The sequence below is a fragment of the Nonomuraea harbinensis genome, from assembly GCF_019396385.1.
In the GTDB taxonomy this organism is placed as follows: domain Bacteria; phylum Actinomycetota; class Actinomycetes; order Streptosporangiales; family Streptosporangiaceae; genus Nonomuraea; species Nonomuraea ferruginea.
This window is the reverse complement of sequence record NZ_JAHKRN010000012.1, coordinates 103,989-128,652: the sequence shown is the minus strand read 5'-3', so window position 1 is coordinate 128,652 and position 24,664 is coordinate 103,989. Positions and strand designations below refer to the sequence as shown.

General features: G+C 67.9%; 23 protein-coding genes, 1 tRNA gene and 2 pseudogenes. 11 read left to right on the top strand and 15 right to left on the bottom strand.

Features of this window, described 5'->3' with window-relative positions:
• Positions 1–5: 5 nt before the first annotated feature.
• Together KME79_RS15560 and KME79_RS15555 are read right to left on the bottom strand one after the other, a co-directional pair.
• Positions 6–596 (bottom strand): hypothetical protein, encoded by a 591-nt coding sequence (locus KME79_RS15560; RefSeq protein ID WP_219545042.1) that lies wholly within the window; start codon positions 594–596, stop codon positions 6–8.
• A complete protein-coding gene (locus tag KME79_RS15555; RefSeq protein WP_219545041.1) occupies positions 587–1,018 on the bottom strand; it encodes a hypothetical protein in 432 nt (143 codons plus the stop codon). The genes KME79_RS15560 and KME79_RS15555 overlap by 10 nt, the downstream gene beginning before the upstream one ends.
• Between KME79_RS15555 and KME79_RS15550 the strand changes: the two genes are divergently transcribed.
• From KME79_RS15550 to katG, 3 genes are all read left to right on the top strand, one after another.
• On the top strand, positions 1,005–2,558 hold the full coding sequence (locus tag KME79_RS15550) for a hypothetical protein (protein WP_219545040.1): 1,554 nt from the start codon (positions 1,005–1,007) through the stop codon (positions 2,556–2,558). The genes KME79_RS15555 and KME79_RS15550 overlap by 14 nt on opposite strands.
• A gap of 70 nt (positions 2,559–2,628) precedes the next feature.
• Positions 2,629–3,051 (top strand): Fur family transcriptional regulator, encoded by a 423-nt coding sequence (locus KME79_RS15545; protein WP_148035661.1) that lies wholly within the window; start codon positions 2,629–2,631, stop codon positions 3,049–3,051.
• Positions 3,052–3,065: 14 nt separating this feature from the next.
• A complete protein-coding gene (gene katG / locus KME79_RS15540) occupies positions 3,066–5,294 on the top strand; it encodes a catalase/peroxidase HPI (protein ID WP_219545039.1) in 2,229 nt (742 codons plus the stop codon).
• Between the two features lie 43 nt (positions 5,295–5,337).
• Here katG and KME79_RS15535 read toward each other — a convergent pair whose 3' ends face one another.
• A complete protein-coding gene (locus KME79_RS15535) occupies positions 5,338–6,465 on the bottom strand; it encodes an epoxide hydrolase family protein (protein WP_219545038.1) in 1,128 nt (375 codons plus the stop codon).
• A 45-nt stretch (positions 6,466–6,510) separates the two neighbouring features.
• Entirely contained in the window at positions 6,511–7,254 is a 744-nt protein-coding gene (locus tag KME79_RS15530; RefSeq protein ID WP_219545037.1) for a hypothetical protein, read from the bottom strand.
• Between the two features lie 93 nt (positions 7,255–7,347).
• Here KME79_RS15530 and KME79_RS15525 point away from each other — a divergent pair, with 93 nt between their 5' ends.
• Positions 7,348–9,789, top strand: a complete 2,442-nt coding sequence (locus KME79_RS15525) for a hypothetical protein (RefSeq protein ID WP_219545036.1) — start codon at positions 7,348–7,350, stop codon at positions 9,787–9,789.
• Between the two features lie 13 nt (positions 9,790–9,802).
• Here KME79_RS15525 and KME79_RS15520 read toward each other — a convergent pair whose 3' ends face one another.
• From KME79_RS15520 to KME79_RS15510, 3 genes are all read right to left on the bottom strand, one after another.
• Entirely contained in the window at positions 9,803–10,522 is a 720-nt protein-coding gene (locus KME79_RS15520; RefSeq protein ID WP_219545035.1) for a DUF8817 family protein, read from the bottom strand.
• Between the two features lie 80 nt (positions 10,523–10,602).
• Positions 10,603–10,863, bottom strand: a complete 261-nt coding sequence (locus KME79_RS15515) for a hypothetical protein (protein WP_219545034.1) — start codon at positions 10,861–10,863, stop codon at positions 10,603–10,605.
• Positions 10,864–10,872: 9 nt separating this feature from the next.
• Positions 10,873–11,541, bottom strand: a complete 669-nt coding sequence (locus KME79_RS15510; RefSeq protein WP_219545033.1) for a class I SAM-dependent methyltransferase — start codon at positions 11,539–11,541, stop codon at positions 10,873–10,875.
• A 184-nt stretch (positions 11,542–11,725) separates the two neighbouring features.
• Between KME79_RS15510 and KME79_RS46965 the strand changes: the two genes are divergently transcribed.
• From KME79_RS46965 to KME79_RS15495, 3 genes are all read left to right on the top strand, one after another.
• The gene (locus KME79_RS46965; protein ID WP_219545031.1) at positions 11,726–12,565 is read left to right on the top strand and encodes a helix-turn-helix domain-containing protein; all 840 of its coding nucleotides are present in this window, start codon (positions 11,726–11,728) and stop codon (positions 12,563–12,565) included.
• A gap of 65 nt (positions 12,566–12,630) precedes the next feature.
• On the top strand, positions 12,631–13,212 hold the full coding sequence (locus KME79_RS15500; RefSeq protein ID WP_308248924.1) for a dihydrofolate reductase family protein: 582 nt from the start codon (positions 12,631–12,633) through the stop codon (positions 13,210–13,212).
• 375 nt (positions 13,213–13,587) lie between these two features.
• Positions 13,588–13,893: a hypothetical protein gene (locus KME79_RS15495; RefSeq protein WP_219545030.1), complete on the top strand. Its 306-nt coding sequence runs from the start codon at positions 13,588–13,590 to the stop codon at positions 13,891–13,893.
• Between the two features lie 29 nt (positions 13,894–13,922).
• Here KME79_RS15495 and KME79_RS15490 read toward each other — a convergent pair whose 3' ends face one another.
• Both KME79_RS15490 and KME79_RS46960 read right to left on the bottom strand, forming a co-directional pair.
• A complete protein-coding gene (locus KME79_RS15490; protein ID WP_219545028.1) occupies positions 13,923–14,273 on the bottom strand; it encodes a DUF1330 domain-containing protein in 351 nt (116 codons plus the stop codon).
• Positions 14,274–14,454: 181 nt separating this feature from the next.
• A complete protein-coding gene (locus tag KME79_RS46960; protein ID WP_219545027.1) occupies positions 14,455–14,664 on the bottom strand; it encodes an ester cyclase in 210 nt (69 codons plus the stop codon).
• Positions 14,665–14,817: 153 nt separating this feature from the next.
• Here KME79_RS46960 and KME79_RS46955 point away from each other — a divergent pair, with 153 nt between their 5' ends.
• The 3 genes from KME79_RS46955 (at position 14,818) to KME79_RS15470 (ending at position 19,059) form a co-directional block, all read left to right on the top strand.
• Complete coding sequence (locus KME79_RS46955; protein ID WP_219545026.1) at positions 14,818–14,958, top strand: hypothetical protein; 141 nt, start codon at positions 14,818–14,820, stop codon at positions 14,956–14,958.
• 1,121 nt (positions 14,959–16,079) lie between these two features.
• The gene (locus KME79_RS15475; RefSeq protein WP_148035674.1) at positions 16,080–16,409 is read left to right on the top strand and encodes a CU044_2847 family protein; all 330 of its coding nucleotides are present in this window, start codon (positions 16,080–16,082) and stop codon (positions 16,407–16,409) included.
• Between the two features lies 1 nt (position 16,410).
• On the top strand, positions 16,411–19,059 hold the full coding sequence (locus KME79_RS15470; protein ID WP_308248923.1) for a trypsin-like peptidase domain-containing protein: 2,649 nt from the start codon (positions 16,411–16,413) through the stop codon (positions 19,057–19,059).
• A gap of 51 nt (positions 19,060–19,110) precedes the next feature.
• Here KME79_RS15470 and KME79_RS15465 read toward each other — a convergent pair.
• Positions 19,111–19,374, bottom strand: a pseudogene (locus tag KME79_RS15465) (transposase); the annotation flags it as partial.
• 236 nt (positions 19,375–19,610) lie between these two features.
• On the opposite strand from KME79_RS15465, the gene KME79_RS46300 reads away from it, so the two are divergent.
• The gene (locus KME79_RS46300) at positions 19,611–19,943 is read left to right on the top strand and encodes a tyrosine-type recombinase/integrase (protein WP_222709233.1); all 333 of its coding nucleotides are present in this window, start codon (positions 19,611–19,613) and stop codon (positions 19,941–19,943) included.
• A gap of 701 nt (positions 19,944–20,644) precedes the next feature.
• Here the strand turns inward: KME79_RS46300 and KME79_RS15455 are convergent.
• The 5 genes and pseudogenes from KME79_RS15455 to KME79_RS15430 all read right to left on the bottom strand — a co-directional run bounded on the left by KME79_RS15455 (position 20,645) and on the right by KME79_RS15430 (position 24,657).
• Positions 20,645–20,721: transfer RNA gene (locus KME79_RS15455), tRNA-Thr, on the bottom strand.
• Positions 20,722–20,786: 65 nt separating this feature from the next.
• Positions 20,787–21,784, bottom strand: a pseudogene (locus tag KME79_RS15450) (DUF2776 family protein).
• Between the two features lie 110 nt (positions 21,785–21,894).
• A complete protein-coding gene (locus tag KME79_RS15440) occupies positions 21,895–22,737 on the bottom strand; it encodes a PSP1 domain-containing protein (protein ID WP_372452433.1) in 843 nt (280 codons plus the stop codon).
• A 141-nt stretch (positions 22,738–22,878) separates the two neighbouring features.
• Positions 22,879–23,421 carry a dihydrofolate reductase family protein gene (locus KME79_RS15435; RefSeq protein WP_219545021.1) on the bottom strand — a complete coding sequence of 181 codons (543 nt, stop codon included), beginning with the start codon at positions 23,419–23,421 and terminating at the stop codon, positions 22,879–22,881.
• Between the two features lie 63 nt (positions 23,422–23,484).
• Positions 23,485–24,657: a DNA polymerase III subunit delta' gene (locus KME79_RS15430; RefSeq protein WP_219545020.1), complete on the bottom strand. Its 1,173-nt coding sequence runs from the start codon at positions 24,655–24,657 to the stop codon at positions 23,485–23,487.
• Positions 24,658–24,664 lie beyond the last annotated feature (7 nt).

The following is a 24,664-nucleotide window of genomic DNA, read 5'->3' as shown; positions in this document are numbered from 1 at the left end:
TCGGATCATTCCCCGAGCTTCCGTACGGATGCCGCGTACGGAAGCTTGGCCGACCGGTAGAGCATCACGAGCAACGCGGCGAGACACGCGAACCAGCCGACCGCCACGACGGGCCCCAGCGCGGTGTAACCGAGACCGGCCGGCGTGCCGAGCGCGCCCAGCCCGACCACGACCCAGCGCAGCACGTCGAGGACCGCCACCCCGGAGGCGATCCCGGACGACCGGATCCTCCTGATGACGGCATCGGTGATCAGCCAGACGGCGACCAGCCCGCCCACTCCCTCGGCGACGCCGATCAGTTCGACCACGGGAGAGGGCGTGGTCCCGAGGCTCGGCCCCACCCAGCCGGCGAACACGGCGACCGCCGACAGGCAGACCATGGCCAGGACCGAGGTCCTGGCCAGGTCGAAGGGGTCCCCGGCCGATCGCCGCAGCAGGAGCAGCGGGGTCGCGCACATCGCCCAGCCGAGAGGGTTCAGCAGCAGGTCGAAGTCGTTGACGCGAAGGGCGCAGTACACGATGACGAGACCGGCGACGATCCGCTTGAGCGGGCGGAGACCCGCGGGACCTTCCTCGTACGGGAGCGTCAGAACCATTCCCCGCTCACCGCCTTGCTGCAGGCGTCTATAGCGAGTGCTCGCTGCCAGGCGACAGGCACTCCTCCGGCGGTGTTCGATATCCACCAGGGGCCCCACATCGCCTCCGCCGAACCAGAGCCCATCCAGGTGCTATAGGTGAAGCTGACCGGCCGAGGCTCGTGCGGCACCGCCGCGCAGTCGGTGATGGCGATCTGCCTGGTCAGCCACTCCCGGCCTCCGGCGTCCACTTCGATCTCTTCCGTCTCTTCCGCGGGAAGAAGGCGCAGGCCGGGAATGTTCATCGACAAACCTGTGAGGACGAAGGGGGTTATTCCCTCGTTTTCCACTGCGATTTCGAGCCTGATGCTCAGGATGCCGCGCTCATCCACGTGAGCCCTGGCAAAAAACGGCTCAGGTTCCCAGGTGATGCGCGGCGTCATCGCCCCCGACCACCAGAAGGCCGCGGCGAAAACGGTGAGCGAAAGTCCTGCGGCGACCACGAGTCGTAATCGCGCCAGATGGGCACGCCACGAGGCGATACCGAATCGCTCCCATATTTCATCCGAACCCACGAGAAAGAACCTTATATGGTGGCAAGTCGTGACGACACCGCCGATGATCACCTGGATAGTCACGACGATCGCCATCCTGGTGGCGCTCGCGCCGGTCACCCGGGAGCGGCTCAGCAGGTTCGCCGAACTGACCGGCCTGACCGTCACATCAGCCGACGCCCGCCGGATCATCGACCATTTCGCCGAGCGGCGGCGGTGGCGGCTGATCACTCTCGTTCCCGCCGTCCCACTGGTCCTCCTCACCGATGACCCGTTCTATCTGGTGCTGGGCTGGTGTGCGGTCAGCGTTCTGTGCCACGCGCGACAACCCGCGCTCCAGACGGAGATCTATCGGACGACCTGGCAGCTCAGCCTGGCGGGCTCCCTCGCGGTATGCGCCTATTTCGTGGTGGACCGGGAGTTCACGGCGGAAGTCCTGGCCCGCACGACCGCCGTCCTCGCCGTCGCGCTGGCCGTGCGGTACCTCACCCATGAACCCGCCCCTCGCCCACCGGCCGGGGCGTCCCCCGCCGAACTGGCCATCGGCCACTGGTCGACCCGCTCTCTCTACCTCGCGGGAACCGCGATCGTCCTGTCGGGCGCGCTGCTCACCCCCGGCCAGGCACCGGAACGGATTCTGCCCGAATACACATTGCCGAAATCGGTTCCCGACGGGACGGCCGCATTCACGACAGCACGGAAACTGACCGCTCCCACCTGCGCGCTGAACGACCTGCTGGACGACCCCTGCCAGTCATGGCAAGTCAACGGTGAGCCATTTCCCCAGGCCGCCCCGTACATCAGCAGGAAAGGCAAGGCGCCCACGAAGCCGCCTTTCGCCCGCAGCCAGAACAGAAAGGCCGTCGTCTACCTGGGCAGGCGCGATCGCCGCATGGTCTACCAGGACGCCGAGAACATCCGCCCTCTCACCGGCCCTCTCGCCGACGCCGCGGTGCCCACGGCCACATTCGCCCGCCAGAACAGATATGTCGCCCTGGTCAAGGAAGGCGCACGCATCATCGACACCCAGACCTGGACCACGGTGTCGATCCCCGGAGTTCGGCGGGTGCACGACCTCAGCCTGGGCGGCCTCGTCGCCACGACACCGGCCGGAGTGCTCGTCCTCGACCACCGGGGCAGGACGCGGATGCGCCTCCCTGCCCGGAAGCTCGGCAAGAACTTCGTCGGGGACACGTACCACCTCTCTCCGGACGGCCGCCGCCTCGTGATCGTCCGGGGCCTGATGCGCGTCGAGACCTACGACTCGAGCACCGGCACGCGCGTGTCCAGCGTCGAGCCGGAATTCGGCGACGAGTACCTCGCCGCCGGTCTCGGCTGGACCGAGAAGGGGCGATTCCTCGTCCGCGACACCAGTGATCGCGTCCACGCCCTGGACCTGAGGACCGGACGCCTCCGGAAGCGCTCATGACCGGAAGTTCACCAAACTTGGGTCCTTCATTAACTTGTATCGTTCAGGTTTAGTCAGTAGGTTGACCACCATGACCGCACCCAAGACCACCGCCGAGGAGCTGCGCGGGGCCGGCCTGAGGGTCACGGCCGCCCGGGTCGCACTGCTCGAGACCGTCCGGGACGGTGACCATCTCGATGTCGAGACCATCGCCTCGGGGGTGCGCGATCGTGTAGGCCACATCTCTCTCCAGGCTGTCTACGAGGCCCTCCACGCACTCACCGCCGCCGGGCTCGTACGGCGCATCGAACCGGCCGGCAGCGCGGCCCGGTTCGAGGGGCGCGTGGGGGACAACCACCACCACATCGTGTGCCGTTCGTGCGGCGCCGTCGCCGACGTCGACTGCACGGTCGGCCACGCGCCATGCCTGAGCGCGTCCGACGACCACGGCTTCTCGATCGACGAAGCCGAGGTCATCTTCTGGGGCCGGTGCCCCGACTGTTCCACCGCCTGATCCGAAGGACTCCCATGACCGAGAACCATGATGCGATCGTCACCGACCCCAAGACGGAGGGCGAAGGCGCCTGCCCGGTCGCACACCGCGCGCCGCACCCGACGCAGGGTGGCGGAAACCACCAGTGGTGGCCGGACCGCCTCAACCTGAAGATCCTTGCCAAGAACCCCGCAGTGGCCAACCCCCTCGGCGAGGACTTCGACTATGCCGAGGCGTTCAAGAGCCTCGACCTCCCGGCCGTCAAGCGCGACATCGCCGAGCTGCTGACGACCTCGCAGGACTGGTGGCCCGCCGACTTCGGCCACTACGGCCCGTTCATGGTCCGGATGGCCTGGCACGCCGCCGGCACCTACCGCATCAGTGACGGCCGCGGCGGCGCCGGAGCCGGCCAGCAGCGCTTCGCGCCGCTCAACAGCTGGCCCGACAACGCCAACCTCGACAAGGCCCGCCGCCTGCTGTGGCCGGTCAAGAAGAAGTACGGCAAGAACCTCTCGTGGGCCGACCTCCTGGTCCTTGCCGGCAACGTCGCCCTGGAGTCGATGGGCTTCAAGACGTTCGGCTACGCCGGCGGCCGTGCGGACGTCTGGGAGCCCGAGGACGACGTCTACTGGGGCCCCGAGTCCACCTGGCTGGGCGACGAGCGCTACACCGGCGACCGCGAGCTGGAGAACCCGCTCGGCGCCGTCCAGATGGGCCTCATCTACGTCAACCCCGAGGGCCCGAACGGCAACCCCGACCCGCTGGCCGCGGCCCGCGACATCCGGGAGACGTTCCGCCGGATGGCGATGAACGACGAGGAGACGGTCGCCCTGATCGCGGGCGGTCACACCTTCGGCAAGACCCACGGCGCCGGCCCCGCCGACCACGTCGGCCCCGACCCCGAGGCCGCCCCCATCGAGCAGATGGGCCTGGGCTGGAAGAGCACCTACGGCAGCGGCAAGGGCGGCGACACGATCACCAGCGGCCTGGAGGTCACTTGGACCTCGACGCCCACGCGGTGGTCGACCAACTTCTTCTGGAACCTGTTCGGCTACGAGTGGGAGCTGACCAAGAGCCCGGCCGGCGCCCACCAGTGGCGGCCGAAGCACGGCGCCGGCAAGGACTCGATCCCCGACGCCCACGACCCGTCGAAGCGCCACGCGCCGTCGATGCTGACCACCGACATCGCGCTCCGCGAGGACCCGATCTACGGCCCGATCTCGCGGCGCTTCTACGAGAACCCCGAGGAGTTCGCCGACGCCTTCGCCCGCGCCTGGTTCAAGCTGACCCACCGCGACATGGGCCCCGTCTCCCGCTACCTCGGCCCGGAGGTCCCGGCCGAGACGCTGCTGTGGCAGGACCCGGTGCCGGCGGTGACGCACGAGCTGGTCGGTGACGAGGACGTCGCCGCGCTCAAGGCGAAGGTCCTCGCCTCGGGCCTGTCGGTGTCCGAGCTCGTGTCCACCGCGTGGGCCTCGGCCTCGACCTTCCGCGGCAGCGACAAGCGCGGCGGCGCCAACGGCGCGCGCATCCGCCTGCAGCCGCAGATCGGGTGGGAGGTCAACGACCCCGACCGGCTCGCGAACGTGCTGGGCACCCTGGAGGGGATCCAGAAGGAGTTCAACGGCTCCCAGACCGGCGGCAAGCAGATCTCACTCGCCGACCTGATCGTGCTCGCCGGCGCCGCCGCCGTCGAGCAGGCCGCCAAGGACGCCGGCTACGACGTCCAGGTGCCCTTCACGCCGGGCCGCACCGACGCGTCGCAGGAGCAGACCGACGTCGAGTCGTTCGCCGTGCTGGAGCCGTCCGCCGACGGTTTCCGCAACTACCTGGGCAAGGGCAACCGCCTGCCGGCCGAGTACCTCCTGCTCGACCGGGCCAACCTGCTCACCCTGAGCGCCCCCGAGATGACGGTCCTCGTCGGCGGCCTGCGCGTCCTGGGCGCCAACCAGGGGCAGTCGCAGCTCGGCGTCCTCACCGACACCCCGGGCCGGCTGACCAACGACTTCTTCGTCAACCTGCTCGACCTGGGCACGACGTGGAAGCCGGTCGCCGGCGACGCCAACGCGTTCGAGGGCAGCGACTCCGCGACGGGCGAGGTCAAGTGGACCGGTAGCCGCGCCGACCTGGTCTTCGGCTCGAACTCCGAGCTGCGCGCGCTCGCCGAGGTGTACGCGTGCGACGACGCGAAGGAGAAGTTCGTGAACGACTTCGTCGCGGCGTGGGACAAGGTCATGAACCTCGACCGGTTCGACCTGTCCTGATCCGACCGTCCAGGCCGGCCCGCACGGCCGGCCTGGACGCTTTTCATCCCGGGAGACCCGCGAAGAACGTGCGGATGTCGGCCGCCAGCGGGCCGGGCGCCGCCATCGCGAGCATGTGGCTGGGGTGCTCGTGGTCCTCCCAGTGCACGATGGCGTTCCCGCGCTCGGCGAGCCGGCGGAAGGCGTCGGGGCCGCCGTGCGAGACGCCCGTAGGCACCGCCTTCTGGTCGATCGGCATGCCGGCCGCCCCCTCGTAGTAGGTCCACGACGACGACCCGCCGGTGCCCGTCAGCCAGTAGAGGCTCGCGTTGCCGAGAACCAGGTCGCGGTCGATCGGCTCCCGCGGCGCCTCCCCGTCGGGCCAGCCGTCGAACTCCTTGAACCGCTCCACGAGGTAGGCCAGCTGGGCCACCGGCGAATCCGCCCACCCGTAGCTGAGCGTCTGCGGCCGCGCGGCCAGGTACGGCGCGTACCCGCTGCCGCCCTCACCGCTCAGCATCCCGGCCACGTGCTCGACCATCGCCCGATCCTCCTGCGACAGCCCCTCCAGCTCGGCCGGATCCCCGGTCGGCATGCCGACGCCGCCGGTGATGTGCACCCCGACCACCCGCTCCGGGACCAGCGCCGCGAGCCGCGGCGAGACCAGCGCCCCCGCGTCGTTGCCGTGCACCCCGTAACGCTCGTAACCCAGCCTGCCCATCAGCTCCGCCCACGTCCGGGCCACCCGCTCGACGCTCCACGGCCGCTCGTCGGCGGGCTCGGGGAACGGGGAGAACCCGAACCCCGGCAGCGAGGGCGCGATCACGTGGAAGGTCTCCGACAGCGGGCCGAGGAGCTCGGTGAACTCCACGATCGAGTTCGGCCAGCTGTGCGTGATGACCAGCGGGAGCGCGCCGGGATCGGCGCACCGTACGTGGAAGAAATGCACGGTCTGCCCGTCGATCTCGGTCGTGAACTGCGGGAACCTGTTCAGCTTCGCTTCCTGCGCCCGCCAGTCGTACGCACCCGCCCAGTACTCCACCAGCTCCTTGAGGTACGAGACGGGAACCCCCCGGCTCCACTCGGCTCCCGGCAGCCGGCCGGGCCAGCGGGTGCGGGCCAGGCGGTCGCGCAGGTCGTCCAGGTCAGCCTGGGGGATCTCTATACGGAACGGGCGAACGTCATGTGTCATGCGGACCAAGCTAGAAACCATCGCGGAACATCCGGTTCCGCAATATCACGCCTGATCGCCGTACGGGCCAGGGTCGGAGACATGGCCGCGGGAGCGATCCGGCTGTCGGGTAGTGGCCCGGCCCCGGCGGGCGATGTCGTCCAGGATGTGCTCGAACACCGCCTGCTCCTCGGCGGCCCTGGCGGCGGCGCGGTCCGGGAACATCCGCTCCCAGGCCCGGGTGACGTCAGCGGTCAGCCGCTTGTAGTCGGCGGCCAGCGAGGTGGCGCTGCCCGCCAGTTTCGCCCAGGCGTCCGGAGACGAGTCCCGTATCCGCTGGACGAGCCGGACGCGGCGCTCCTCCAACCCGTCCCATCGGCTGCGGAGGGCGGCGACCGCCTCCGAAGAATCGCGTTCCGGCAGCAGCTCGTCGATATCCGGATGCGGCCCCGACGCGGCGGCCTCGCACTCCGACAGCGCCCTGGCCAGGTTGCCGAAGCTCTCGTAGTCACCGCCCAACCGGCTCGCGACGTCGCCCAGCCCCGGATCACCGGCCGGAAGCGCACCGACCTCCGTCTCACGCCGGTCGAGCTCCTCCAGCTTGCCCGCCATCGCCGCGTCGAACTCCGGCCTCCAGCGCCCGCGCTCACGGTCGAAGAAGTAACGTGCCGTCCCGGACCGCGACCGGAGCGCCGCCCGACGACTGCGCACCTCGGCCCGCAGCCGGGCCCTCACCAGCCCGCGCCACCCCACGACCGCCACCACGACCACCGCCGACAACCCGGCGAGCACCATCTCGGACGCAGTCATCGCCATCCACCGCCATGTTCAGGCTGGAACTCCCATCGTCCCGCACCCCGCGATCCCGGGGAAGCCACCGCTTTCCTCATTAGGCTGGACCCTGTGCTGGAGACATCGATCCGCACGCTGGGAGCCTCCGCCGAGGTGAGGGCCCTGAAGGGCGACCTCGACGGAGCCGCCGACGCGATGGACCGCGCCCTTCGGATGGCCCAGGACGCGACCGGCCCGCAGGAGCGGATCCTGATCGCGGTAGCCGCGGGCATGGCCACGGTCTGCCCGCTCCAACAGGCACTGCGCGCGGCGAACGCCATCAAGCGCGTGGAAGACCGCATCGGCGCGCTCGGATCGGTGGCCGGCGCCCTGTCCCGGGCAGGCCGGACCACCGAAGCGCTCGCCCCCATCACCGAAGCCGAGCTCTCCCCCACAGGTTTGAGAGCTCTGGCCGAGGCACTGGTCATGGCCGGCGACATCGACCGCGCGGTGACAGTGGCCGGGCGGGATCCCGACCCCAGTTGGGGGTGGGACGCCTTCGCACGGGCCCTCGTCCGGGCCGACCGGCTCGATCAGGCCTACGCCACCGCGCTCTTCCTCGTCACCGACCGGCCGCGACGCGATATCGCACTGCTGGTGGTCGCCGAGGCACTCGCCGCATCCCGGCGCGGCGACCAGGCCGTAGAGGTCGCCGAGCACATCGCCGACCCATCGTGCCGCACCCAGGCACTGCGCGCCGCCGCCCTGGCGGTCGACGATCCAGACCGTACGGCGGAGCTGCTGCGCCGAGCCGAGACGGCGGCCAGAGCCATCCCCAACCTCGGCACCCGTCAGACCGAACTGCGCGCCCTCGCCCTCGCCTGCGCCGAACGCGGAGACCTCACCCGCGCCCTCACCACCCCCGACTGGGCCGGCCGCATCACCCTGGCCCGTCACCTTCTCCGGTCAGGAAGAAAAGCCCAGGCAACCGCACTACTCGACCATGTCCAGCCCCTGGGCGCCGACGTCGCGGCGACGCTCCACAACGCCCAGGACCCGGACAGCGACATGCACGCGGGCGACGCGGCGACGCTCCGCAACGCCCAAACCCCGGACGCCAGCCTCCCGGCGGTGCTCGGCGACGTCCGTGCCCTGGATGGCGGCCTGCAGGTCGACGTCGCGGTCACGATGGCTCAGGCCGGTCGGATCGACCGTGCGGTGGCGCTCGCCCGCGCGATCACCGACCGTTTCCGGCGTGAGCAGGCCCTCGCGCGGATAGCCCGCTCGGCGATCGAGGTCGGCCGGCCCGAACGCGCCGGCGAGATCCTGGACGAGGCCGCCGCCGCTGCCCTGGCCGTAGACGGCGCCGACGACATCCGCCACATCCGCGGTCTGGCGGAGCTGGCCGACGCCCTGGCCCGCGCGGGCCGCCGGGAACAGGCGGACGAGCTGCTGCGCCGCGCCGAGCTCCTGGTCCACACCCTCTACGAGGAGCAGGAGCGGTTCGAGGCCTGGCGGCTGCTGGCGGCCACCCTGGGAAGGGCGGGCCTGCTCGACCGCGCCGACGCGATCGCCGCCGCCCGGTGGCCGTCGCCGTGGCCCGACCTCGTACGGGCACTGTGCGACATCGGCGCGTACGACCACGCGTATGAGAGAACCCCGTCGATCCCCGACCCGGGCCAACGGTCCTGGGCGCTGCGCCGCGTGGCCGCCGGGCACGCGCAGGCCGGACGGCTCGACCAGGCCGAAGCCATCGCGCTGGCCATAGAGGAGGCAGCGCCCCGGGCGGAGGCGCTCCTGTCGGTGGCCAAGGCCCGAACGCGGGCAGGCCAGCTCAACCACGCCGTCGTGCTCCTGCGGGACGCCGAGACCGCCGCCCGATCCGTGACCTCCTCCCGCGACCACGACCGCCTGCTCCGCGAACTGGTCGACGCCCTGCTCGCGACCGGCCGGCTCGACCAGGCGGCCGAGTTACTCGCCCAGGCCGAAGCCGCCGCGCACACTCCCGCGGCACTGGCCGCAGTCCTGATCGCGTCCGGGCAGCTCGACCGCGCCTTCCTAGCGGCGTTGGACGTCAGAGACACGCTGGAGCAGTGCGGCGCGCTGTCCTCGGTGGCAGAAGCGCTGGCAGCCACAGGCGCCCCGCCAGGGCGCGTCTCGCAGGTGCTCCTCCACGCCGACGCGACAACCGCCCAGGCCACCGATCCCGCCCTCCGCGTCCGGCTCCGGGCGCGCCTGGCGCGGGCCTGGGCCGCGACCGGCGACACCCACCGGGCCGAACGCACGATCGACGAACTGCTCACCGAAAGCGCTGCCCTTCCCCCACAGGCGACGGCTGACCTGGCCCAAGCCCTGTCCACACTCGGCCAGTACGACCGCGCCCTCACCCTCACCACCGACCCGCAGACCGCAGCCACCGTCATCATCACCATGGCCCGAAAAGGCGAGTTCACCCGCGCGACCGACCTGGCCCACACCTTGCCCACCCCCCAACCGAGAGAGTGGGCACTGGCCGAGATATCCCGCGCCATGACCGTCCCCGGACCCCCGACCGGAAGAACGAGCCCCTCCTGACCACACGCACGTCCTATGTTCCGGGCCGGAGAACGGCCTCCACGTCCGCGAGCGCTTCCAGGGTCCCGGCGAGCCTGTCGCGATCGGCTTCGGAAAGGGCCAGCGCACGGGCCCGCCCGAGGGCGTCGCCGGCAGCCGCGGGATCCTCGGCGCGGAGCGCGAGCTCGGCGCGATAGGCCAGCGCTTCGAGCAGCTCGGCCGCCGTAGCGGTGTCCTTGTCCCGCTCCAGGGCCGCGTCCAGGATCTGCGCCGCCCGTACGTGCTTGCCGTGCGAGTCGCCCATCACCACGGCCTTGTGCAGCGTCGCGGTGAGCTTTCCGCCGGTTTCCTCCTCAGGCTCCGGCTGGGCGGCCGAGAACCTGATCCAGTTCCCGCCGGGGTCGATGACCGCGAATCCGGAGTGGTTCCCGTCGTTCTTGCGCTTGCGTGGACGGGTCATCCGAGGGATCCCGGAGACCAGGAGCTTCCCGTGAGTCCGGCGCATGCCCGCGGCGAACGCCTCGAAGAGCTCCCCGGTGTCGGACACGATGACGGAGCAGCTTCCGTAGGAGTCCTCCGGGTTGAAGCCCGGGATGCCGAAGAAGCCCAGCCGCAGGTCTTCGCGCTGGAGTGCCACGAACGGGTTCGGCCGCACCTGGTAGTAGGTCCGGGTGAAGCCCAGCATGGTGTAGAAGTCGGCGATCTCGTCGATGGACGGGCAGGGCAGCAGCGGCACGGTGATCTCGTTGGCCATGGGTCTCTCCGTCTCCAGCTAACCAAATTTGCCTAGCTGCCCAGAGCCTACCCCGGCCGCCGGATCCGACCATGCCGGTTTCAGCCGTTGATGCTGACGGTGACCAGGAACGCCAGGTAGACCAGCCCGGCGGCCATGCCCGTCCCCTTCGCGGCCGTCGACGCCACAGGCGCCAGGAACGCCGCGATCCCCAGCAGCAGCCACACCAGCGCATGACCCCACCGCAGGATCAGATAGGCCACCCCGTCGACCTCGCGCTGCGGCCACACGAACACCCACACCACGGCCAGGACCAACGCGATCGCGCCCCACACCTGTACGGGGACGCCGATGATCCTCATGGCCGGATCCTACGGGCCACCGCCCCCGGCGCGCTGATCCAGGTCAGGGCTTGACGCCGCACGACGGAGTGTCAGCGACTGGAATCGCCATCCATGAGTCCCCACGACGTGGAAGTCGACGATCTCGAAGAACTCGCGCGCGTACTCCTGAAGCCGCTCGTCATCCCGGAAGGAGAAGAACCGAGGAGGATAATGATCATCCTGCTCGAAAGTGCTCTCCCCCGTCAGCCCGCCCCCACCGTACACACCGAGAAAGAACAGCCCACCGGGGCGCATCACCGTGTGGATCGCGCCCAGCACCGCCGGCAGATCACCGTCGGGCACATGCAGGAGGCAGTTCAGCGCGTACACCGCGTCGAACGAACCGGGCTCGAAGTCGAGACTGAGAAAGTCCATGGCATGGGCTTCGACGCCCTTCTCCCGGCAGAGGGCCACCATGGCAGGCGACAGATCGACGGCCACGACGTCCAGCCCGTTCTCCTGGAAGTACGCGCTGTCCTGACCCGTCCCAGCACCGACCTCCAGCAGTCGCCGGCAACCGTGCCCCTTCAGCCGGTCCAGGAACGCCTCACGCTCCGCGAGCTTCCACGCGGACTTCGTGGCGGCATCCCGCCGCTCGGCACCGCCGTCGTACGCCTCCCGGAGGAGACCGATCACCTCGTCGTAGCGCACGCCCATCGCGTCATGATGCCGTACGGGAGAGCTCCGACAACAGGCATCCCACCGCGACCCGGCGTTGAAAGAGGTCCCCTTCGAGCAGACGATCACAACGATCCGATCTCCGCGTACGGCCCGATCGGAGTAGGCCGGCGCCAGTGAGCCGATCTGGTGGCCCGTCCGCGCATCGGCGATGCTGTGACGCGTGGAGTACGTGTCCAGAGTCCCGCGACCGCCGCTGGACGGGCTGATCGACGACCTCTACTACCTGGAGGGCGCGCCGCCGTACCCCCGGCTGACGCTGCCGCCGGCGCCGTCGGCGTTGCTCATCGTCAACCTCGGGGCGCCGTTCCGCATCCGCGCCGGCACCGACACCGAGACGGCCGAGTACGCCGACGGCTGCGTGGTCACCATGCCCACCCGCGCGTGGGAGTTCGGCTACCCACTCCGGACCCGGTCCGTCGGCGTGCACGTCAAGCCGTGGGGGCTGGCGCCGTTCCTGCCGATGCCCGCGGCCGAGTTGTGTGATCGGCCGGTGACGGTGGAGCAGGTGTGGGGCCGGCCCGCCGTTGCCGAGCTGCGAGACCGGCTGGCCACGGCGGGCGAACCGCACGAGATGCTGACGCTGCTGGAGGAGGAGCTGATGCGACGGCTGGGCGAGACCACCGGCCTGGGGCTGGTCCGCCATACAAGCAGCGTCATCGCGGCGACCAGCGGGGCGGTGGCGATCGGCGGCCTGAGCGTGGCGGCCGGTGTCAGCAGCACTCATCTGGCACAGCGGTTCAAGGATCTCATCGGCGTCACGCCGAAGCGGCTGGCCCGCGCCTACCGCTTCACCGCCACCGTGTTCGCGATCAACCCCACCGGACCGATCGACTGGGGCGAGCTCGCCGGTGGCGCGGGCTACTTCGACCAGGCCCACTTCGGCCACGAGTTCCGGGCGTTCACCGGGCTCACGCCGACCCGGTACGTCGAGGTCCGGCGGCGGTTCCTGCGCGAACATCCCGGCCACGCGCTTGACGGCTGGCCGCTGCCGGCCGATTGATTTCTTACAAGAGCGGCAGCTCACGACACGCTAATTTGGGGCACCCCGAAGCAGAGGAGGGCCCCGTGGGCAAGGTGGTCATGTACGGCTCGGTGTCGGTGGACGGCTTCGTCGCGGACGAGAATGACCGGCCCGGACCGCTGTTCGACTGGCTGACCAGCGGTGACGTCCCGCTGGACGCGAGCGGCGAGCTGAAGGTGTCGCGGACGTCCTACGACTACACCCGGCCGTACTGGGACCAGATCGGAGTCACGATCGCCGGCCGCCACGTCTTCGACCTGACGGACGGCTGGGACGGGAAGCCTCCGAGCGGGGTCGACCACGTGGTCGTCGTGACGCACCGGCCGGAGCCCGAGGGCTGGGACCCCGAGGCGCCGTTCCACTTCGTCGACGGCGTCGAGGCAGCCGTGGCCAAGGCGCGGGAGCTCGCGGGTGACCGCGTGGTCGAGGTCGCCGCCGGCGATGTCGGTGGTCAGGTGCTCGCCGCGGGCCTGATCGACGAGGTGCGCATGGACGTCGTACCCGTCGTGTTCGGGTCCGGCAAGCGCTACTTCGGGTCGGTCGACGCACAGCACCTGCTGGAGGACCCGGACGTGGTGATCCAGGGCAACCGGGTGCTCCACCTGCGGTATCGGGTACGCCGATGACCGAGCGCCGAAGGCGTCCCAGGCGATCCGTCACTCCGCTTTGGTGGCCCGTGCCGAAGCATCCCGCCGCGAACTCCGCCGACCCGCAGTCGATCACCTGCTCCCCGGCCCTGGCTGCCTTGGCCGGCTCGCCGTACTTCGCGATGACGTCGTCCGTGTCCATCAGACGCGGCCCGTACGCTCATTAATCGTCAATCGACGATAAACGATGAATTAGCGGACAACAAGAGACAGCGCCCCCCGGCCGCGGTCCGCAGTAGTGTGGAGATCAGGTTTTCGGTCTCTTGTGTCGTGTGCGAAGTCGGAGGTGATCACGGTGCACCCGGTCTAGCGACAGCCCCAGTCAGGGGCGTCACGGAGCCGAAAGGTGACCGTATGAGCAGGACCGACAAGACCCGGCCCTGGTGGGTGCGGATGGCCGACGCGCCGTTGACCACCTGTGTGCCCGTGCATGACCACCGTTTCGGCCCGTGCACGCTGCCGGACGAGATCACCGCCGACAGCGCGAACTGGCGCCGAGGCGGCTGTTACTGGGGCGCCCCCGGCTACCACGTGCTCGTTCGCGAGACCAGAGGTGGGTACCGGGAGTGGCACCACTTCCGTCGCGAGGAGCGCCGCCGCAGCCGCCACCAGGCGCGCCGTAAGCTGCGCGCCTACCACGTCGAGCGCGACGAGAGCTGAGACACGGCGTCGTTGTCCCAGGCGCTGACCTACGCGGGCAGACCCGCCGCCTCCCGGATGGCGGTGACGGCCGCCGTCGGGTTGTAGTTCTCGGGCACGCCGTCGACCATGATGATGTCGCCCTCGATGTGCCGCGAGCGCAGCGGCGCGATCTCCCGGTACGCGGGCGAATCCCACCACGCCCGCGCCTCGGCGATCCCCGGGAACCCGATCATCACAACATGTCCGGGCCAGCTGCCTTCCTTCACCTCGTGCTGGGTGACGTGGACGAGGTAGCGACCGCCGTACGGCTCGAAGGTGCCGGGGAGCCGCTCGATGTACTCGGCGATCTCCGGGTGCGGAGCCGCCTCCTGCAGGTGGGCGATGACGTAAGCCGGCACGGTGTCCTCCCGATGAGTCGTGTTCGGTGCGCTGCCGATCCTGACAGCTCCTCGTAAGCGGCGCGATTACCTGCCAGGTAGGTGAACTGGCATCGGAGGCCGCGTCCCGCGCTCCATGGACCGCGGAACCGCCGCCGACCTCGATGAGGAAAGGTCAGCGGCGGTCATCGCGACGCACTGCTCAGTCGGCCGGTCGGCCGGCGAGCTGCCGCCGCACCGTGTCGGCGTCCATCAGGTACCACATGGACTTGAACCGGCCGTCCTCTACCCGGTAGAAGGCGGTCTCGGCGAACGACACCGACGCCCCGGTGGGGGCCAGGCCGTTCCCCTCCTTGACCGGCGTTCCCGTGTCGACCAGGCGGGCGGCCACCCGGTCACCGTCGACGACCACCCCCTGGGCTGCCTCTCCATCCAGGGAGGCCTGGCCTGCTCGCCAGAGAACGCCCGCATCTCCGAGGTCCTGGCCGCCGGCCGCGCCGCCAACGAAGCCGCCGTCGCAGAACGGCTGTCTCGCGCGGCGACAGAAGGAGACCTCCCGCCCGGCGTGGACCACCGGGCACTGGCACGATTCGTGATGGCGCTCAGCGAGGGATTCGCCGTCCACGCCGCCTCCGGCACCAGCCGTGAAGACCTCCAGGCCTCCGTCGACATCGCCCTGCGAGCCCTCCTCCCATCCCAGCCCTGACGGACACCGCCACACGGTCGGCTCGCCGAGCCGACCCGCCCTGACCCGACATGGGCCCCGGCGGCTGACAATCAACGGAGTACCCGGCCACCGCCGCCGGTCTCAACCCGGTCCACCATCGTGGCCTGGCCTGATCCCTTGGCCAGGATGATGAAGCACCGGACGGCTCTCCCGGTTGGCGACTGATGGAGACCACAGCGGCGGGCGAACTCACCGGCCGCCCAATCCAATGGCTCCACGAGAGCCTGCTCGCCATGGATCCCTCGGGTCGCGAAGGTCAGGACCTCTTCGAGTAGGAATCACTCCCTGTTCCGTACGGCGCTGCTGAGGCCCACGCAAAAGGCCCTCCCAGATTATCCGGGAGGGCCTTTGCCTGGAGCCGCCTTCGGGATTCGAACCCGAGACCCCTTCATTACGAGTGGGAAGTTGATCGTCCGCAGTCGTCCACAAGTGCCTCGACATGCTGGTCACGGGCCTCTATCACGCGATCCCAATCCACCGACGTCCGCGATCGTCCAAGGTCGTTGCTGGCAACTGCGTTAGCGAGATCGGCCAGTGCGGATGCTTTCCGATGGCACGGCTGTCACCTCAGCCATGGTCGCTCGATGGCAGGACCTGACAAAGCAGGGGCCAGACGGCGATCGCCCCGACCACGAACGGCAAGCACCGAAGTACGCGATCATCACGGCATCAACCGATCGAGCCCTGGATTAGGAGAGCGGAGGCACTGTTCCTGTTCTACGGCCTTTGAACTGCGAAAATGCCCTACACGCTTCCTTGAATATCAAGATCATCTCGTGCATGTATCCGCACTGCTTACTTGAGCGGCTCATGTAACTAGCTAGTATGATGCACTATATGAGATGGGGCGCCCGCCCATAGTGGGCGTTGTACGCAGCCGGACTTGATCCTCCAACCATCCGCCCAGCGAGTTCGCAGCCTGGGCTCGTTGGTAGGATGCGAAACCCCGCGTGTCGGGCCTCCCCATGGTCTGGTCAAAGATCGCCTAGCCATCAATTGCCCGATATGACCGTCTTTGATGCAATGTGCGAAGAGGTAAGGGATAGGCGTCTATCGTGCGATAATTAGGCCCCATCTGGGCCTATCCTCGTTGGAGTACCATGCTCTCGGAATCGGACACCGTGATCGTTCCTGTACGGACCGAGGCAGGTGATTTGATCCATATTTCCGCTACACCCGTGACTGCTTCCGTCGACGGCGAGATCGAACTGTCCTCGCGTGCCTACAAGCTCAAGGACGCCCTGTCAGCGCTCACTGGATTCGCGACCGACGTGGTGGAGACCCTTCGTGAGTTCGAAACGAACAAACTGACCGTCGAGTTCGGCTGTGAGTTCGCGGTGGAGAGCGGCTCTCTACTGGCCGTTATCGGCAAAGGCACCGGCAAGTCGACTGTTAAGGTGACGCTGGAGTGGACGGGCCCGGACAGCTGACGTGGTTCTTACCGACCGTCTGCCTCTCGCTCTCCAGAGGGCCACAGTCTCGCTTTCTTCCCAGGCAGGGACAGGTACTGGTTTCTTCGTCGCACCCAGAGTGGTGCTGACGTGCGCTCACGTGGTGAGTGGCGAGGATGGGGTGGTGCGCGGTGAGTGGCAGGGCTCTCATCTGGATTTACGGCTCGATGACAGATCTCGGGGCGATAAGCCTCCGGATCTCGCGGCCCTGCATCTGCAAACGCCCGCCGATCACCCCTTCGTGGCCCTGGCACCATCCGTCTCACTCGGCGACGACCTGTGGTCCTGGGGATACCCTATGGGATCGTACTCATCGGGTGACTCGGTCACGCTGAAGTACGACGGCCCCTCACAACGGCATGATGGAGAGCTGATCCGGGCAAGCGGCGCGCGTCTTACTCCTGGGTTCAGCGGTGCTCCAGTGCTCAACCGACGCACGGGCGGCGTGTGCGGCGTCGTCAGGCTCGGCGATCGAAAAGATCCTGTTATTCGCCTGGTCTCGGCTGACAAGATCCTCGAGACGTATCCGGAACTATCGCGCCATCATCGCCCTCCTCACACCAACATCGAGTGGCTGGACCTTCTCGAGGACGAACAGTTACATGCTGGCGCATGGCGCTATCCAAGCCGTCGGGTGCTGTCATATCTGAAGGCACTACGGGGTTTTGTGCGGTCCCACCCGTACGCAGTCCCCCTGCCCAACACACCACCGCTGTCGACGGTTTACCTTCGCCAGCACGGCGTGAGCCTACAACGTACAACCGAGGATGATTCGCTCATCAACCTGCCGGGACCCCAATCAGCGGACCCTGGCCTCAGTGGCAGACAGCAACTGTTCACCCGACACCGGAACACTCTCATCCTTGGTCGACCCGGAGCGGGCAAGTCCAGCCTTCTGAGATACGTTGCCGAGATCGCGAGCCGGGACTGGCTGTTGACCAAGGACTGCGAGTTCGTCCCGGTGTACGTGCCTGGCAGGGCGCTAAGCAGCCGTAACAGCTTCAGCGCTGCTCTAGCTGCCGCCGTTAGCCGAGAACTTGGGACATGGCTCGACGCAAGCCTGCCCGACGACTGGTTCAGCAGACAGCCCATACCTGGAGTGCCATGGCTTCTTCTAGTCGACGGCATCGACGAGATCTTCACGGTCGACGGCAGGCGGGAGGCTCTCAACTCAATCACCCACCGGCGCAGTGCTGAAGATTATCGATTTCTCATCGCCAGCCGGCCGCTACCCAAGCAGGAGATCGATCAACTACTGAGGGCCGGTACAGGCGCGTACGAAATCCTTCCCTTCTCTCCCGACCAACTCCTGACGCTAGCGGAGCAGTGGTTCAAGGCGCTGGCTTTCGATCAGCCACGTCCGCTGGCCGAGCGGTTCCGCGCCGAGCTTGAGCGCAGCAGGATTGCACATCTGGCTCGCGTCCCTCTCCTCGCTACGATGCTTTGTGTCGTTTTTGCCGGACATCCCGCGCAGGGCATACCCCACAGCCGAGCCGAGCTCTACGAACGTTTCATCACCTTGCTGATGTCCAAACAGTACCGGCATGTCGATATCTATGAGCGGCTGGATCGACGGGCCAAGCCGTATGGATCTGAGGCTCGCCGGGCTGTTCGAAGATTGCTGGAAAGGTCCCGGCATCTACTCGAGCGTCTTGCTTCCACACGTCATCGCGGAGATCAGCGGCCCTTCATTGATCTAGCGCAGACATGGACCGCGTCATTGCGACCATCGTGCATGCCAGAAGACGAATGGGCTCAGATCCTTGAGGACCTACTACGGCAGAGCGGTGTCATGACGCAGCGAAGAGGGGAGTTCGTTTTCGTCCATATGACTGTGGAGGAGTACCTTGCTGCCCAGTACACTGCATACAACCTCACTTCAGAGGTAGCCAACTACCTAGTGTTCTTCCAGGGCGGTGAGCAGTCGTATCGTCAGTTCCTCGCGCATGCTTGTGTCCAACGCGGCATTTCTTTCGAGGCGGGAGCGCTGAATATTCTCCGGAACGGCAAACCGGATGATGCGATGTTCGTCGCGGCGTTGCTGCGCGACGGTGTAGAGCTAGGTGACGTGGTTCGGACTACCGCAGTGAACCGGCTAGGCCGGATGTCAGCCTCCTCGAAACCCGGTGACAGCGCCGCCGTCGCATTGCGTACCGGAGCAGCCCATGAGCTCGTATATCTCTCACCAGAGAAAGGGCTAACCCCCCTCAGGGGTATCGCCGAGAATCCGCGCGTGTCGCACTTCGATCGGATCGAAGCAGCCAAGAAGCTGGTGGAACTCGACTTCGGGCTCGGCGTTGGGCTGCTAAGGGATCTGGTCGACGCCTTCACGTCAACTAAATCGGGAGACTGCCTACAAGCTGCGCGTTATCTCCTAGAATTCGATGCTTCGCTCGGATTAGAGGCCCTGCAGCGCATCGCCCGAAACCCGCATCTGAACGACTGGACGCGGCTGACTGTCGCCGTCGAGATAGGGGAATGGGATAAGAGCCTGTCTCGTACTATACTGATGGATCTTGCTGTGGATTCGCAGCTCGGACTGCTTTGTCGTTTGGATGCGATTGAACTGCTCGGCGTTGATACGGTCCCCAACTTGGCAGCCTCTCTGTATGATCAGCGACTGCCCTGAGTGCATGAAGATCGTTGCGATGAGGTTCAATCACGCAGAGCCGTTTCATCATCGGGGCACTCTGGCGGCTACGACGTCGGCGCGGACCTTGCCAGCGCGGGTGCTGATCTGGTGGGCGCGGGAGATCGCGAGCACGTAGCCGATCTGCCGACCTTCCAGGAAGCAGCGTAACGGCCCGTTGTCGCCGTAGGCCTCGTCCGCGGTCACCCAGCCGAACGGCACGCCGGCCTCCAGCGTTCGTTCGATCACGGCCTGCAGGAACTGGGGGTTGGTGGCGAAGCCAGTCTGTACGGGGACTTTGGCAGCCGATGCCTTCTTCCACCTGCCCGCCTACACCGGTGCCCGTTGCGGTGAACTGTTCAACCTTCGCTGGTGGGACATCGACCTCGACGGCAAGCGCATCACCATCAAGGGCTCCGTGGGTGTGGTCGAGGGCCAGCGCGTCGAAGGCACCGCGAAGAGCGGCAGAACTCGCGTGGTGAGCATCGACAACACCACAGTGGCCGTCCTTCGCGAACACCAGAATGCGCAGGAAGCCGAGAAGGCCCGCGTTGGCGACTCCTGGAAGGGCATCGACGACACGGTGTTCACGACGGCCTGGGGCGGCCCATCTACCCACCACCGTCACCGGCCTGCCGCGCAAGCTCATCGAGGTCCGCAACAAGACCGCCACCGACCCGCTACCAGTGATCCGCCTGCACGACCTACGCCACGTCCACGCGACCCTGCTCCTCCTGGCCCGCGTCCCCGTCCACGTCGTCGCCGCCCGCCTCGGCCACGCCGACCCCGCGATCACCCTGCGCGTCTACGCCCACGTGATCCGTTCGGCAGAGACAGCCGCTGCCGACATCTTCGCCCAGTCACTACATTTTGAGCAGGGCTGATCAATGAGTAGCGCAGGGCTACGTCGGCTCCCGATTGGCTTTCTCGGAAGTCTGAGAAGACGGTAACTGTCTACGGTGCGTCAGGCTCGGAAATGAGCTGTGATTCGCCCGGGCCAAGACTGCAAGCGCACGCAAAATCTCAGGCCGTTCGCCCGGCTGGGTACCCCGAAGCGCAACGATCGCCACAATCGTCATTGCTACGGCAGGAATTGCAACGGCAACAACGATCGCGATCACAAATACTGACAACTGCATGCCCGCACCCCTTCGCCTGCTCGGGTCGAGCAGGCGGGGGCTCAGCTCGACCAGTAGCACACTGGCAAGCTGAGTTCCCCTCACCTGGCGGGTCTCAGATGGGACTTCGTAATCCCATTCGGTTGTCTCAGGGGAACGCTAGTCAAGGGCGATCATCAGCCGTCTAGTCGGATAGTGGGGCGCGCTCCATTACCCCGAGGTCTCTCCCGCCCGCTCTCGCGGACCGACAGCCCCGGGAGTACCACACAGAGCTTCCAGGGCTTCCCTGTGTGTACTGTGCCGTGATGACGAGGCTGCCGCGAAGGGATACTCCCCTCGGCTTGAGGATGCATCCATACACGCCAATCCGTCAACAGGGCAGGCGACTAGTCACACCCTGACCGCGCCCAACTGTTAGCAGCGGGTTAGCAGAAGGCCCTCCCGGATCACCGGGAGGGCCTTCGACCTGGAGCCGCCTTCGGGATTCGAACCCGAGACCCCTTCATTACGAGTGAAGTGCTCTGGCCGACTGAGCTAAGGCGGCATGCCGCGAACGGCTGCCAAGAGTCTACAGGAGCCACGGGGTACTTCGCTCCCGACAATCCACCCCTACCCCGACGTACCAGCCTCCAGGATCGAGACGATGGAGAAGAGCGTGAAGCACACGGCCCCCAGCCCCACCAGCACCCGGGCCGGCACGAAGAAGGAAGCGTCGGAGACCTCCGCCTCGAAGAGGAAGGCCGCGAAGAACAGGCAGGCCAGTGCCGTGGCCACCGGGATCATGGGGATGCGGTTGGCGAGCGGGAAGGACCGGCGCCAGACCAGGGCCAGGAGCAGGGCCTTGGACAGGATGCTGTAGCAGATCAGGCCCAGCCCGATGAGGACGCAGCCGGGCGCGATGCGGTAGGGCTCGTCGGAGGCGGCGAGGACGTAGATGCCGAAGAGGATGTTGATGGTGCCCATGGCGATGACCAGCCAGCTCCAGCGGAAGCGTTCGGGCTCGTCGAAGGCGTTGCGCACCTGGCGGACGATGCTGGCGACCAGGGCGATCAGGCTGGCGCAGATGGCGGCGAGGCCGAAGACGACGTGGCCTGCCGTGTAGTGGGCGGCGTCGGGCTGGGCCATGAGGATGAAGGCCCAGATGAACCCGATGAGGGCGCAGACGAGGGGGAACGCGATGAGGATCTTCCCCGTGGTCGCCGAATAGGCTTCCATGGGCGCCTCGTCCTCCCGCTTCCGGGCGTCGTTGACCGAGATGAGGGAGAAGCTGGTCGAGGCGGTGGCCACGGTGCTGACGCAGACGCTGATCAGGCCGACGCCGGCGACCACGTGACCGGCCACCAGGTTCTGGGGTGCCCCACCTCGGGTGATGAGGACGATCCCGTAGATGATCGTGAACAGGGCGACCGCGTACCCGCTGACGGGCAGGAGACGCGCCAGATCTTGTTGTAGCGGTCGATCAGCTGACGGATGATCGTGGCCGCGGTGGTGAAGAGCGCGTAGCAGATGGCCGCCAGGGCCACGACCACGTGACCGGCCACGAAATGGTTGGAGTTCGGGCCTCCCGCGTAGACGTACAGGCCGTACGCGGCGCAGATGACGCCCATGACCAGTGGTATGGTGCGGAAGATCACACTCATCGTGAAATTCACGGTTCACCCCCCGACAGGCCATGCCTACCCGAGAGTGACGAACAGTAATCGAACGGTGACGCCGCTTACTCCGTAAGATCCTTCCCTGCGCCGTACATCTTGTCGTGCTGCTGCCGCGGCGAGCAGACGGACGCCGACGGGCACGCGCAGCGCCGCCCCCCGTCGTCCAGACGGACCGTGACCGTGTCGGCCGGAATGTTGTGCCCGATCACGGTTCCGTCGCCCTGCGGCGTGGTCACGCGGCTGCCGGAGCGAGGCATCTTGTACCGGGTCTCGACGTACAGCGGATGCTCGTACTTCAGGCAGCACATCAGCCGCCCGCAGGCCCCGGCGATCCGCAGCGGATTGACCGGAAGATCCTGGTCCTTGGCCATGCGAACCGACACCGGCTCGAAGTCCTTCAAGAAGGTCGCACAGCACAGGTCCCGCCCGCACGGCCCGATCCCGCCCTGGAGGCGGGCCTCGTCGCGGGGCCCGATCTGGCGGAGCTCCACCCTGGCCCGCAGGTTGCGGGCCAGGTCCCGTACGAGAGCGCGGAAGTCGACCCGGTGCGGGGCGGAGAAATAGACCGTGTAGACGTTCTCCTTGTCCAGGAAGTCGACGCCCACCACCTTCATCGGCAGGCTGTGGCGTTTGATCAGTCGTTTGGAGACGCTGCGGGCCTCGGCCCGGCGGCGCTTGTTCGTCTCGTCGCGGGTCAGGTGTTCCTCGCCCGCTATGCCCTCACACACCGGCAGCCCGGTGATCTCCTCGCTCGTGTACTGCGGCGCCCACACGCACTCCGCCACCTCGGGCCCGGCGTCGGTCGGGACCAGGACCTTGTCGCCCACTTTCGGGCTGTGCCCGCCGGGATCCAGGTAGTAGAGCCGTCCGTAGCGGGTGAAGCTCACGGCCATGATCATTCCCATGGGCTCGTGCTCGCCTCCTGACGGCCTCGGGGGTTCTTACGGCCTTCGTTGACACATTACGTGTGCGGTCGCGTGAGCGTGAGAGGGCCGGGGCTATCAGACTTTGATCTCGTCGGCGAGGATGCCCAAGCGGGCGCTGCCTCACTTGGGGACGTACGTGAGCCCCAGGATGCCGGAGTCGATCCGCTTCACGTCCACCAGCTTCAGGTGGGTCGTGGGGATGCCGTCGTAGAGCCGCTCGCCGCCGCCGGCGATCGTCGGGAACAGCCAGAACAGGTACTCGTCGACCAGCCGGTGCTCCAGCAGGGTGCGGCTCAGCTCACCGCCCGTGCCGACCTTCAGGATGGTCCCGCCGGGCTGCTCCTTGAGCTTGGCGACCCCCTCGGCCACGTCACCGTCGATCAGCGTGGCGTTCCAGGTGGTCTCGCGGAGCGTCCGTGAGGCGACGTGCTTGGGCAGGCTGTTCATCCTGACGGCGTACTCGCCGTACCCCTCCTCCATGCCCGGCCACACCTGCGCGTGCGCCTCGTAGGAGACGCGCCCGTACAGCAGGGCGTCCACGGAGAACAGCAGGTCCCGTGAGATGGCCTCATACTCGCCGGACCAGTTGGGCACGACCCACTCCTGCGGGGTGCTGATGACCCCGTCCAGCGTCACGACGCCCTGCTCGATGATCTTACGCATGATCTCGTCCTCTCATTCGACTCACCTACGCGTCGAACGAGAGAACGGAGAATCGACACGCCTTCACACGCGAAGTGCCAGCATCATCGACTCGACGGCGATCTGCGGGTTGACGTTGAGGTCGAGGCGCTCGCGGCAGCGCATGACCGCGTCGACGCGGCGCAGCGTCTCCTCCGGCGTCGTCGTGCGGGCGAGCTGGTCGAGGTCGAAGCGGAGGTCGTCGTTGGCCAGCTCGCCCGTGGCGCCGAGCTGCATGGCCAGCACGTCGCGGTAGAACCACACCAGCTCCAGCAGCGCCGCGTCGAGCGAGTCGCGTTTGATGCGGGTGGCGCGGGACTTCTGCCGGTCTTCCAGCTCCTTCAGGGCGCCCGCTCCCCCGCGTACGAGGCCGCGGTTGAGGCCCTTGCCCGTGGAGCCCTCGCCGTAGACCTTGCGCAGCTCGCTCGTCTCGGACTCGTTGAGCGTGGCGGTCGCCGCGGCGGCCTCCTCCTCGGCGGTCTTGACCAGGCGTTCGGCGGCCGTCACGCACTCGCCGACGCCGGTCAGCGACCGCGGGATGGCCAGGACGGCCTCGCGCCTGGCCCTCGCTCCCTCGTCCAGCGCCAGCGCGCGGGCGCGCGGGAGGTGCCCCTGGGCGGCGCGGGCGGCGAAGCGGGCGATGTCGGGGGGCACGGAGTCGCGGGTGGCCAGGACGTGCGCCACCGCCTCGGTGGTCGGCGTGGTCAGGGTGACGAGCCGGCAGCGGGACCGGATGGTGATCATCAGGTCGTCGGGGGCCGGGGAGCAGAGCAGCCACACCGTGCGCGGCGGCGGCTCCTCGATGGCCTTGAGCAGGGCGTTGGCCGCCGACTCCGTGGCCCGGTCGGCGCCCTCGAACAGGATCACCCGCCAGCGGCCCTGCGTCGGCGCGCCCGCCGCCCGCAGGATCAGCTCGCGGGTCTGCTTGACGCCGTAAGAGAGCCCGGCGGGACGGACCTGCTCCAGGTCGGGATGGGAGCCGATCAGCACCTGGTGGCACTGGTCGCAGTGGCCGCAGCCACCGTCGGGACAGAGCAGCGCCGCCGCGAACGCCCGCGCCGCGTCCTCGCGGCCCGCGCCCGGCGGGCCGGTGAACAGCCAGGCGTGGGTCATGCCCGCGCCGCGCCCGCCCGCCACGACCTCCGCCGCCGCCGCGGCGGCACGCGACAGCACGGAGACGGACCGGTCCTGCCCCACCAGGTCATCGAAGACGCCCACGCGACAA

Bases quoted from the DNA above. Each gene is read 5' to 3' on its own strand.
- KME79_RS15560 (WP_219545042.1), bottom strand. From the start codon at position 596: ATGGTTCTGACGCTCCCGTACGAGGAAGGTCCCGCGGGTCTCCGCCCG.
- KME79_RS15495 (WP_219545030.1), top strand. From the start codon at position 13,588: ATGAGCAGGACCGACAAGACCCGGCCCTGGTGGGTGCGGATGGCCGAC.
- katG (WP_219545039.1), top strand. From the start codon at position 3,066: ATGACCGAGAACCATGATGCGATCGTCACCGACCCCAAGACGGAGGGC.
- KME79_RS15475 (WP_148035674.1), top strand. From the start codon at position 16,080: ATGCTCTCGGAATCGGACACCGTGATCGTTCCTGTACGGACCGAGGCA.
- KME79_RS15510 (WP_219545033.1), bottom strand. From the start codon at position 11,541: ATGGGCGTGCGCTACGACGAGGTGATCGGTCTCCTCCGGGAGGCGTAC.
- KME79_RS15515 (WP_219545034.1), bottom strand. From the start codon at position 10,863: ATGAGGATCATCGGCGTCCCCGTACAGGTGTGGGGCGCGATCGCGTTG.
- KME79_RS15550 (WP_219545040.1), top strand. From the start codon at position 1,005: ATGCGCGGCGTCATCGCCCCCGACCACCAGAAGGCCGCGGCGAAAACG.
- KME79_RS15535 (WP_219545038.1), bottom strand. From the start codon at position 6,465: ATGACACATGACGTTCGCCCGTTCCGTATAGAGATCCCCCAGGCTGAC.
- KME79_RS15435 (WP_219545021.1), bottom strand. From the start codon at position 23,421: ATGCGTAAGATCATCGAGCAGGGCGTCGTGACGCTGGACGGGGTCATC.
- KME79_RS15555 (WP_219545041.1), bottom strand. From the start codon at position 1,018: ATGACGCCGCGCATCACCTGGGAACCTGAGCCGTTTTTTGCCAGGGCT.
- KME79_RS15530 (WP_219545037.1), bottom strand. From the start codon at position 7,254: ATGACTGCGTCCGAGATGGTGCTCGCCGGGTTGTCGGCGGTGGTCGTG.
- KME79_RS15545 (WP_148035661.1), top strand. From the start codon at position 2,629: ATGACCGCACCCAAGACCACCGCCGAGGAGCTGCGCGGGGCCGGCCTG.
- KME79_RS15520 (WP_219545035.1), bottom strand. From the start codon at position 10,522: ATGGCCAACGAGATCACCGTGCCGCTGCTGCCCTGCCCGTCCATCGAC.
- KME79_RS15440 (WP_372452433.1), bottom strand. From the start codon at position 22,737: ATGGGAATGATCATGGCCGTGAGCTTCACCCGCTACGGACGGCTCTAC.